Genomic DNA, 10,994 nt, shown 5'->3' on the forward strand with positions numbered 1-10,994 from the left:
GCGAATGGCGGGCTTGGCGGGCTGCACCGCAGCAACGACGCCCATCGGGCCACGTCCGAATTGGGCCGTCCGCTGAATTTTGCAAAGTCCGGATTCCTGCGCATCGCTGACCTTACGGCACGGAGAAGCACTTTGTGTTCTCGGCTCAAGTGCACGACAAGTTGAGGAACAAGAAGCCGCTGGTTTCAGGCTACCGGCCTGATGTGCGAACATTCATGTTCAACAAGCATGGCGACTACATCAGCTACCTTTCGCGAGAATGGTGGACCCGCGAGATGCATAAATTCCGTTTTGCGCGCTTCGTGTCACTAAGTCTGGGTGTCGCCGGAATTTTACTATTAGCAATTCCGACGCTAGATATCACGCTAGCCGTGGTCAGAGACGTTCTTCTGAAACTTTGGTAAGTTGGTTAGCGGCCGAATCTGATGTCGGTTGAAGAACAAGTGGCTGCATTGGGTTGGAAGCGGCAGACTTAAAGCTTCACGGGAGCCACGATCATGGCATGGATCTAACTAAAATTTGCACTGTGCACAATTATCTTTGGATGCCAAATTCAGTGGGTGTCAATTGCGCCCAAAGTTTTGGGCCAAAGATGCAAATCTTTAGGCGAAATGCAAAGCTATGGGCGCACCTACAACTAGATCAGAAATCCAGATTCTCGACGCTTAGCGCATTCTTCTGAATGAATTCTCGACGTGGTTCCACAACGTCGCCCATAAGCTTGGTGAACAGGTCATCGGCCTCCACCATATCGTCAACTCGAACCTGTAATAGTGTCCGGGCATCTGGATCGAGTGTGGTTTCCCACAATTGGTCCGGATTCATCTCACCCAGACCCTTGTAGCGTTGCAGCGACAGGCCCTTTTCGCCTTCTTCCAGAATCGCGCGCAGCAAATCCAGCGGGCCGTGGATGACTTGGGACCGATCGCGGCGGATCAGGGTCGCTGGAGTGTTATAAACCTCTTGCAGGCTTTGGGTGAAGCTGCCGGTTTTGCGCGCTTCGCCCGAGCGGAGCATGGGGCCGTCCAGGGTGCGAACCTCTTCCACGCCGCGCAGGATACGAGCCAGGCGGATGCCGTGATCTTGTGTGATCCTGCCTTGCCAGCCGCGTTCATACTCCAGTGCGATCAGATCCAAACGGGCCGCAACCTTGTCAGCCACACCTTGCAGGTCAGCATCCACAGCACCTGGCACAAATGCACCGGCGACGGCGGCTTGCTCAAGGATATGACGCGGGTAATGGGTTGGGAACGCATCCAGCACACGTTTCAGTTGACGCGCTTCATCGACGACGCGGGTCAGATCCTGGCCAACTAATTCTTCACCGGAACCAAGTTTGAGAACCGCACCTTCGACACCTTGATTTACCAGATATTCATCAAGCGCAGCCTGGTCCTTCAGGTAAACCTCAGATTTACCTCGAGAAACTTTATAGAGTGGCGGTTGCGCGATGTAGAGATACCCCCCCTCGATCAATTCCGGCATCTGCCGATAGAAGAAGGTCAGCAGCAGGGTCCGGATGTGCGCGCCATCCACATCCGCATCGGTCATGATGACGATCTTGTGGTAGCGCAGTTTTTCGATGTTGAATTCATCACGGCCAATGCCAGTACCCAACGCCATTACAAGGTTCCCGATTTCCTGCGACGACAGCATCCGGTCAAACCGAGCGCGTTCGACGTTCAGGATTTTCCCCCGCAAAGGAAGAACGGCTTGAGTCAGTCGATCTCGGCCCGTTTGGGCGGAGCCGCCCGCCGAGTCCCCTTCGACCAGAAAAACTTCGGTCTTGGATGGGTCTTTCTCGGAACAGTCTTTCAACTTTCCGGCCAGATAATTCACATCCATCGCCGTCTTGCGGCGGGTCAGTTCGCGCGCCTTACGGGCGGCTTCTCGGGCCAGGGCAGCCTCGATGATCTTGCCGACGATGCCCTTTGCCTCGTTCGGGTTTTCTTCGAACCACTCGGACAGCTTTTCGTTCATCAGACCCTCGACCGCTGGGCGCACTTCGGACGACACCAGCTTATCTTTGGTCTGGGATGAGAATTTGGGGTCAGGTACTTTCACCGACAGCACACAGGTCAGGCCTTCACGCGCATCATCGCCGGTAAAGCTGACCTTTTCCTTCTTCGCGATGCCGCTCGACTGGGCATAGTTGTTGATCGTCCGAGTTAGCGCGCCCCGGAAGCCCGCCACATGGGTGCCGCCATCGCGCTGCGGGATGTTGTTGGTGAACGGCAGAACCGTCTCGTGATAGCTGTCATTCCACCACATCGCGATTTCGACGCCAATATCGTCGCGCTCACCCTTGATGTAAATCGGCTCGGGCATGGCCGGAGTTTTCGACCGGTCAAGGTACTTGACGAACTCTTTGACACCGCCTTCATAGAACAGCTCGGTTTCCAACCGCTCTGCCGGGCGCTCGTCGATCAGGATGATCCGCACGCCCGAATTCAGGAAGGCCAGCTCGCGAAGACGTTTTTCCAGCGTCTCGAATGAATACTCGAGATTCGAAAACGTATTGGTCGAGGCCAGAAAGCGCACCTCGGTTCCAGTGCGATCGCCGCACTCGTCCACAACTTTCAAATGTTCTGCAGTCTCACCACCTTCAAACCGCGCCACATGCTCCTTACCAGCACGCCAGATGCGCAACTCCAGCCAATCTGACAGTGCGTTCACCACCGATACACCCACACCGTGCAGACCACCCGACACTTTGTACGAGTTGCTGTCGAACTTACCGCCTGCGTGCAGCTGGGTCATGATGACCTCGGCAGCCGAAACGCCTTCTTCGGGGTGAATATCGACCGGAATACCGCGACCGTTGTCGCTGACCGAAACGCTGGAATCGGCGTGGATTTTCACGGTCACATGGTCGGCATGACCGGCCAACGCCTCGTCAATTCCGTTGTCCACGACCTCGTATACCATGTGGTGCAGACCCGAGCCATCATCCGTGTCCCCGATATACATGCCTGGGCGCTTGCGAACCGCCTCTAAGCCTTTGAGAACTTTGATGGAATCTGCGCCGTATTCCTGGGGTGCCTGTGCGTCTTCGGACATGCCGTTAGTACCTATATTATTTTGGTAACTTATACGTTTTCTGGTGGGGAATGTCACGCGATCCCCCAACATTTTGTGGTTCTGATCCGCTTTATTTGCAGATCAAAGCCGATCGAGGTCCGCTGCAATATCTTCGGCGATCTCTGTTGCGTTCACATCGTCGCGTTCGGCCGATAATCGCAGCCCTAAAAGGTCAGATTGATAGCGCGAGGCAAGGCGGTCCGGGTCGTGATCAGGGGCGATTTCTCCGGCATCCTGCGCGCGGCGAAACAGGTCTGCAAAACAAGTCTTCATCGAAACCATATGAGTACGTGCCTGAGCGGCCAGATCGTGATCCTTGGCCTGCAACTCGGCAAAAGTTTTCGCCAACATGCAGGCTTTGGTCGGCAGCTCTGATGCCTCGATTACGCGACGTGGCTGCGCCTTGAGCGCGCCGAGCGGCCCCAGTTCCTCGGCCAAGGTCCTCATGCTGGCAACCCCATCCTGCGCATACCGCTCTAACGCCAGGGCGTAGAGCGTATCTTTCGACCCGAACGCCGCGTAGAAGCTGCCCGGTTTCAGCTTCAGCTCGCGCTCAAGGTCTTTCAGCGACGTTCCTGCCCAGCCGTGGCGCCAAAAAATATCACGAGCCTGCGCGATTAGTGCGTCTCGGTCGTATGAGGGCTTGCGAGGCATGGTCTCACCAATACTTGAACGTTCGCTCAAATATATACTTGAGCGATCGCTCAAGAAACCCTAAATACGACCCATCTCGCCAGAAACAGGAGTTTGACATGGCCAATTTCCCGTCCCACGACCACGAATCTGCCCCAGAAGGATCCAAGCCGCTGCTTGAGAAATCTCAGGCTGCATTCGGGCGCCTGCCCGGTCTGCACAAAGTAATGGCCGAAAGCCCACAGCACCTGGAAGGCTATCAGGTTCTGCACGGCCTTTTCCTGCAGACCGACTTCGACAATGACGAAAAGACCGTTGTCTGGCAGACAATTAACGTAGAAAACGAATGCCATTACTGCGTGCCCGCCCACACTGGAATCGCTAAGATGATGAAAGTCTCGGACGAGATCACAGAGGCACTGCGCAACGAAACTCCGCTTCCCTCGGAAAAGCTTGAGGCACTGCGCACTTTCACCCTGCAGGTGATGGAAACCCGTGGCAACCCGACCGAAGAACAACTGCAGGCGTTCTTCGACGCAGGTTATTCCCACCGCGCGGTTTTGGACGTGGTTCTGGGACTGGCGCAGAAAACCATGTCGAACTACGTGAATCACATGGCAAAAACACCGGTCGACCAGGTTATGCGCGGCTTCCTGTGGGAGCGTAAAGTCAGCGAGCCTGCCTAAGCAGTTACAACCGAGCCTTCGTCGCCCTCGGTTACAACCAATGTTTGGGCCCGGTCGCCCAATTCCGCAAATAGCTCAGGCCCGGTGCCCGTCATCCAGGCCTGAGCGCCCAGCGCACAAATCTCATCGTAAAGCGCGGCGCGACGGTCCGCGTCCAGATGAGCAGCGACCTCATCCAACAGCACAATCGGTGGCGCCCCGACCATGCCCGCCAACGCCCGCGCGTTCGACAGGATCAGCGAAACCAACAGCGCTTTTTGCTCTCCGGTGGAACAGTCTTTGGCGGGCACACCCTTGGCCGCAAACACTCCATAAAGATCTGAACGATGCGGCCCAACCAACGTACGGCCCGCTGCCAAATCCCGAAACCGGCTTTCATTCAACGCTTCGCGCAAATCTTCCGTAGTTTCAGGCATCGCTCCTTCGGTCTGGACAAGTTCCAACTCTGCCGAAGGAAACGCCGTTTCCGCTTGATCCTGAGCCGCGCGCAAATGCTCCAGAGCCGCCCTTCGTGCCGCGTGGATACGGTGCCCCGTCTCTGCCATCTGTCCTTCCAGCGCCGCATACCAATGGGCGTCTCGAACCTGCTCTTTCAGCAATCGGTTCCGTTCGCGCATCGCCTTTTCATAGAACAGTGAGGCTTCGGCATGAGACGGATCAAAACTCAGCGCAATCCGGTCCAAAAACCGCCGCCGACCCTCGGCACCCTCAATCCACAAGCGATCCATCGAGGGGATCAGCCAAACAACGCGCGCCAACTTGCCCAGATCAATCTGACTGGCCGCCTTGTCATCAATCCGAACCTGACGTGCTGCGCCACCTTCGGACCACGTTTCAATCTCATACCGCTGACCCTGAGCTTCCAGCAAACCGGACAGTTTCCACCCCAATGCCTCGGGCCGCCGCGTCATCTCGGCGGCACTTGCCCGTCGCATCCCGCGCCCGGGTGAAAATAACGAGACTGCTTCCAGAATGTTGGTCTTGCCGGCCCCGTTCGGCCCGTGGATCGCCACGGGTCGCCCGTCCAAGGACAACCGCGCCAGCTTATGAGACCGAAAATGCGAAACCGTAAGTTCGGTCAGGGCCAATCCCATGACCCCTCCCTTTCGTTAGAGATCACCCGGTCGGGGCAATCAGACGCGCATCGGCATTACGACGTAAACAGCGCTTTGGTCGTTGCCCTCGCGCATCAGCGTCGGATCACCAGCGGAATTGAACATGAAGACAGCGTTCTCGCGGTCCACTTGAGAAGCGATCTCGAGCAGGTATTTCGCGTTAAAACCAATTTCGAGACGCTCATCCCCATAGGCGACAGCCAACTCTTCCTCAGCCGCACCACTGTCGGGTGCATTCACTGACAGAACCAGCTTGTCCGCATCCAGTTGCAGTTTTACAGCTCGTGACCGTTCGGACGAAACGGTCGCCACACGATCCACGGCCTGCGCGAATTCGGCAGCGTCAACCTCTAGCTTGCGCGTATTTCCCTGAGGGATGACGCGAGTGTAGTCAGGGAAAGTCCCATCAATCACTTTCGAGGTGAGCGTGATGTCTGGCGTTGCAAACCGCACCTTGGTTTCGCTGACCGAGACGGCGATGTCCATCTCATCATCATCCAACAGCTTGCGCAGTTCACCCACGGTCTTTCGGGGAACAATTACACCCGGCATATCCGTCGCACCGTCCGGCAAATCCGCATCAATGCGCGCCAGACGGTGGCCATCGGTCGCCACGCAGCGCAGCACCTTGCCGCCCTCAGAACCATCAGCGACATGCATGTAGACACCGTTCAGATAATAACGGGTCTCTTCGGTAGAAATGGCGAACTTCGATTTGTCGAACAACCGCCGCAGCAGCGCAGCCGACGCCGTAAAGTTCGATTGGTATTCCGAGGACGCCATAACCGGAAAATCCTCTTTCGGCAGCGTCGCCAGTGAGAAGTTCGAACGGCCTGCTTCAACCGTCAGTCGCCCCGCCGCACTGTCGGCAGTCAGTGTCACCAGCGCCCCATCGGGCAGCTTGCGCACAATCTCATGCAGCGTTGTGGCGGCGACAGTTGTCGCGCCCGCTTTCTCAACCTGCGCAGGGGCCTTGTCGACAACCTCGATATCCAGATCGGTCGCACGGAACAGAGCCTGATCCCCTTCGGCTTCGATCAGCACATTGGCCAGGATCGGAATGGTGTTGCGACGTTCAACAACAGATTGGGCCTGCGAAACGGCCTTGAGAAGGGTGCCGCGTTCGATGCTGATCTTCATACCCTCAGTTCCTCTGACTTGAGTGCGTACATGGGCGGGACTGGCAAGTTACCGGTTCCGCCCTGAGGCACAAGGATTTTTTGTGAATTTCTGGGTTGGAATGATCAAACCGTCAAGGCCAACCGGCCATCCCACCGCCAGTTCGCGCGCAATCGTGGATTATTGCGCACATGAAAATACCCCGGCCAGACGGGCGCGGGGCATTTCCAGTACGGTCGCAGATTAGGCTTCCAAAGCCCGGCGCAGCATCTCGACGTCTTCGGCGATCTGGCCATCGGTCAGCTTCAACTCTTCGATGCGCTTGACGCCGTGCATGACTGTGGTGTGGTCGCGCCCACCGAAACGACGGCCGATTTCCGGCAAAGACCGGCTTGTCAGTTGCTTACACAGATACATCGCCACCTGACGCGGGCGAGCATAAGACCGGAGACGCTTGGGGCCAATGATGTCGCTGAGGCGAATGTTGTAATAGTCCGAGACTTTGCGCTGAATCTCTTCGACAGTGATCTTGCGCTCGGATGCGCGTAGCACATCGGCCAGACAATCCTGCGTCAACTCCATATCGATCTCACGCCCAACCAGCGAGGCAAACGCGAACAGGCGGGTCAGCGCCCCTTCCAACACGCGCACATTGGTCGAGATGCGGTGTGCAAGGAATTCCAATACACCATCAGCAATGGTCAGATCGGGATAAGTGCTGCTGTATTGCTGCACTTTGTTCTGCAGGATTCCCAGACGCAATTCGTAGTCTGTGGGATGAAGATCGACGACAAGGCCGCATTGCAGGCGCGACTTTACCCGGTCTTCAAGATCCTTGATCTCACCCGGCGCGCGATCGGCCGAAATGATGATCTGCTTGTTCTGGTCCACTAGCGCGTTGAAGGTATGAAAGAATTCTTCCTGCGTCGAATCCTTACCCGCGATGAACTGCACGTCATCAACCATAAGCACGTCAACCGAGCGGAACAGATGCTTGAAATCCATCATCCGGCGCTCACGCAGGGCCTGCACAAAACGGTACATGAACTGTTCTGCCGACAGGTACAGAACGTTTAGTTCGGGATGCTTGGTTTTCAGCTCCCAAGCAATGGCGTGCATCAGGTGCGTCTTACCAAGGCCGACACCCCCGTAGAGCACCAGCGGATTGAATGTTACGGGCCCGCCTTCGGAAACGCGGCGCGCGGCGGCGTGAGCCAGCTCATTCGGCTTACCAACAACAAAACTGTCAAAGGTAAAGCGCGCATCCAGCGGTGCCGCCTGTAACGCCTCAAGCGCATCATGCGAGGCCTCAACAACAACGGGCTGCGGAACGGCTTGGGGTTTTGGGGTCTCAGCCTGCGCCGGACGGGTCGGAGAATTAGCAGCGGTGCGGAATGCAAGGCGCTGAACAGGCTCGCCCGCCGTGTTTAGTTCATAAAGAATGAGGTCAGCAAAATTTTGACTTACGTAGTTTCCCATGAAGTTGGTCGGCACAGAAAATACCGCGACGCCATCTTGCAATCCCTGAAACTCTAAAGGTTCGATCCAGGTCGTGAAGTTGTTCTTACCAACAGCCTTCATCAACTTGTTCCGCAACTGTCCCCATTTCTCTTGTGTCATTCGGCGCCTCACGCATCCCATTCTTTATTGGCCTGTCAGCCTTATCAAAATAGTCCGGTATACCGGATTATTGCGTCCACCCACAAGGATACCCATGCGCCAGGCCACAAGGTCTGGCGGGTCATTTTGACGTTCAGCGCAATCCGATACCGCATTGTCCAACGGTCGGTACAACCCCGAAAACAGGGGGGCGCGTCACAATCCAATTTTTCGACAGGGCCGAGATCATCGGAAAACCCGAGACCCAGAGCAGATCGTCCAATCGACCGAAGCCGATTTTCGAACATTCGTTCCGGATTCCTGCTGATGCCCGTCAGTCAGATACCCAGAACAGCCTGTCCCCCCAAAGCGAGTGAATCGCTGACTCAGTCGTAGCAAGAGCCCATGGGTCCGGGCAACGAAACTCTGATATTGACTCGGGGTTCAGGGCGAAAGAATCTCTCGGCTTCGTGAAGACGCGGCTTTCCGGCAACAATGAAAAAGGCGCCGCTATGCGCGACGCCTTTTTCGCAAATCAACGCTTGACGCGTTTTCCCAAAGAATCAGCCCAGCGCTTTGACGCGTGCCGACAGGCGCGACATCTTGCGCGATGCGGTGTTCTTGTGGAAGACGCCTTTGGTGACGCCGCGCATCAGCTCGGGCTGAGCGGCGCGCAGGGCTGCGGTGGCCGCGTCCTTGTCACCGGATGCGATCGCTTCTTCAACTTTGCGCAGATAGGTGCGGATGCGTGAACGGCGTGCTTTGTTTACGGCGAAACGCTTTTCGTTCTGACGGGCGCGCTTCTTTGCCTGGGGCGAATTTGCCATGTGTCTCTGACCTTCGTGTTCGGTACGGTTATCTTGGGTTGCGCGCCACGGAATTGTCCGCACCGGATCAGAAATCACGAGTGTGAGTCGGGCCAGGCGGGCCGCACGCGCATGTATAGCGGCGGTCTCTACCCAAGTTTAAAGGTTTTGCCAAGCTGATTCTTCAAAAGAGCTTCAGTAGCAAAAAGGCGGGACCAAGCCCGCCTGAATTCACTGAATGTCCGTTATCGTCACTTGTCGCGGAACTGAGCCGCACGTTTTTCCAGAAACGCGGCCATGCCCTCTTTCTGATCTTCAGTTGCAAACATCGAATGGAACACCCGGCGCTCAAACAGCATGCCCTCGCTCAGCGGCAACTCATAGCTGCGGTTCACGGCTTCCTTGGCCGCGATTGCAGTGATCTGCGACTTCTCAGCGATCTTCTGCGCTGCACCGGTTGCTTCTTCGATCAGCTTCTTGGCAGGCACGACGCGGCTGACCAACCCCGCACGTTCGGCCTCTTCCGCGTCCATAAACCGACCGGTCAAGTTCATATCCATTGATTTGGACTTGCCGACAAACCTTGTCAGGCGCTGGCTGCCGCCGAGCCCTGCGATGACGCCCAGATTGATCTCGGGCTGGCCGAACTTGGCCGTATCCGCCGCGATGATGAAATCACACAGCATTGCCAGCTCACAACCTCCGCCCAGCGCATAACCCGCAACAGCGGCAATGATCGGTTTGCGGATCGCCGAAACCCGGTCATTCGCGTCGGCAAAAAGGTTGATGTTGAAGACATCGACATAGCTCATCTCGGACATCTCTTTGATGTCCGCACCAGCCGCAAAGGCTTTGTCCGAGCCGGTGATGACGATGCAGCGCACCTTGTCGTTGCTGTCTGCTTCTTCCAGCGCATCACACAACTCACCCAGTAACTGGGTGTTCAGCGCATTCATCGCATCTGGTCTGTTGAGCTTGATTAGGGCGACGTGGTCTTCGATTTCGACGATGATCGTCTCAAAAGCCATGAGGTGTAAGCTTCCGGTTGTTCCGTTCAAGTACGATTCCTTACCACGCGAATTCGCTGGATCAAGTTATCTTTGGCATTGCGCACAGTAGAAGGATGAGCGACCCGACTGGGTGATTCTCTTGATTTCGGCGCCACAACCTTCGGTTCTGCAGGGCTCGCCTTCGCGGCCATAGACGTCGAAGCTGTGCTGAAAATATCCAAGTTCTCCATCGGCTTGGCGGAAATCGCGCAGCGATGACCCGCCCGCTTCAATCGCGTCCTGCAACACCTGGCGGATGATCGGAACCAGTGCTCCAACACGCGACGCAGAAATTTGTCCGGCTTTGCGACGTGGCGACACCTTGCCGCGATAAAGCGCTTCGCAGACATAGATATTTCCCAATCCGGCAACGATTCCCTGATCCAGCAACGCGGATTTGACCGGGCTATTCTTACCTTTGAACGCCTCAATGAGGTGCTGTTCGTGGAAATCGTTACCCAATGGTTCAGGTCCCAGAACTGACAGCAGCTTGTGATCCTCTGCCGTGACCGTCGGCAGCAGGTCCATGGCTCCGAACCGGCGCGGATCGTTAAAAGTGATACGGGCGCCGTTGGCCATATGAAAGACTACGTGATCATGCTTTTCCGGCATCGGGTGTTTGTGGGCAAATTGCCCTAGAGGATCACCAGATACGGTCATACGCCCGGACATGCCAAGATGGATCAGCAGTGTTTCTCCACTGTTCAGATCGGCCAGAATGTATTTCGATCGTCTACGCAATCGGTCGACGCGCTGCCCAGTCAGTCGTTCAGCCATCCGCTCGGGGAAAGGCCAGCGCAAATCGGGGCGGTTTACGTCCGCCCTTTGGATTACGACGCCTTCCATCGCCGGGGATAGACCGCGTCTTACTGTCTCGACCTCGGGCAATTCGGGCATTAGATGGCT

The 10,994-nt window shown here is 56.4% G+C and carries 10 protein-coding genes; 2 read left to right on the top strand and 8 right to left on the bottom strand.

Annotated elements, in window-relative coordinates; translation table 11 throughout:
- The first annotated feature begins 134 nt into the window (after positions 1 to 134).
- The gene (locus ACR0DU_RS19780) at positions 135 to 404 is read left to right on the top strand and encodes a hypothetical protein (RefSeq protein WP_480876931.1); all 270 of its coding nucleotides are present in this window, start codon (positions 135 to 137) and stop codon (positions 402 to 404) included.
- A gap of 238 nt (positions 405 to 642) precedes the next feature.
- On the opposite strand, the gene gyrB is transcribed toward ACR0DU_RS19780, so the two are convergent.
- Both gyrB and ACR0DU_RS19790 read right to left on the bottom strand, forming a co-directional pair.
- Entirely contained in the window at positions 643 to 3,060 is a 2,418-nt protein-coding gene (gyrB, locus tag ACR0DU_RS19785; protein ID WP_480876933.1) for a DNA topoisomerase (ATP-hydrolyzing) subunit B, read from the bottom strand.
- Positions 3,061 to 3,162: 102 nt separating this feature from the next.
- Entirely contained in the window at positions 3,163 to 3,735 is a 573-nt protein-coding gene (locus ACR0DU_RS19790; RefSeq protein ID WP_480876936.1) for a TetR/AcrR family transcriptional regulator, read from the bottom strand.
- A gap of 98 nt (positions 3,736 to 3,833) precedes the next feature.
- On the opposite strand from ACR0DU_RS19790, the gene ACR0DU_RS19795 reads away from it, so the two are divergent.
- Positions 3,834 to 4,400, top strand: coding sequence for a carboxymuconolactone decarboxylase family protein (locus ACR0DU_RS19795; protein ID WP_480457597.1), 567 nt, complete (start codon positions 3,834 to 3,836; stop codon positions 4,398 to 4,400).
- Here the strand turns inward: ACR0DU_RS19795 and recF are convergent.
- From recF to mutM, 6 genes are all read right to left on the bottom strand, one after another.
- Entirely contained in the window at positions 4,397 to 5,494 is a 1,098-nt protein-coding gene (recF, locus tag ACR0DU_RS19800) for a DNA replication/repair protein RecF (protein ID WP_480876939.1), read from the bottom strand. The genes ACR0DU_RS19795 and recF overlap by 4 nt on opposite strands.
- 39 nt (positions 5,495 to 5,533) lie before the next feature.
- Positions 5,534 to 6,655, bottom strand: coding sequence for a DNA polymerase III subunit beta (dnaN, locus tag ACR0DU_RS19805; protein ID WP_170473666.1), 1,122 nt, complete (start codon positions 6,653 to 6,655; stop codon positions 5,534 to 5,536).
- Positions 6,656 to 6,877: 222 nt separating this feature from the next.
- Positions 6,878 to 8,254: a chromosomal replication initiator protein DnaA gene (gene dnaA, locus ACR0DU_RS19810; protein ID WP_010442546.1), complete on the bottom strand. Its 1,377-nt coding sequence runs from the start codon at positions 8,252 to 8,254 to the stop codon at positions 6,878 to 6,880.
- A gap of 542 nt (positions 8,255 to 8,796) precedes the next feature.
- Positions 8,797 to 9,060, bottom strand: a complete 264-nt coding sequence (gene rpsT, locus ACR0DU_RS19815) for a 30S ribosomal protein S20 (protein WP_142638226.1) — start codon at positions 9,058 to 9,060, stop codon at positions 8,797 to 8,799.
- A gap of 230 nt (positions 9,061 to 9,290) precedes the next feature.
- The gene (locus ACR0DU_RS19820) at positions 9,291 to 10,067 is read right to left on the bottom strand and encodes an enoyl-CoA hydratase (protein WP_010442544.1); all 777 of its coding nucleotides are present in this window, start codon (positions 10,065 to 10,067) and stop codon (positions 9,291 to 9,293) included.
- Positions 10,068 to 10,133: 66 nt separating this feature from the next.
- On the bottom strand, positions 10,134 to 10,985 hold the full coding sequence (mutM, locus tag ACR0DU_RS19825) for a bifunctional DNA-formamidopyrimidine glycosylase/DNA-(apurinic or apyrimidinic site) lyase (RefSeq protein WP_480876942.1): 852 nt from the start codon (positions 10,983 to 10,985) through the stop codon (positions 10,134 to 10,136).
- Positions 10,986 to 10,994 lie beyond the last annotated feature (9 nt).

This window comes from Ruegeria sp. G2, from assembly GCF_056533505.1.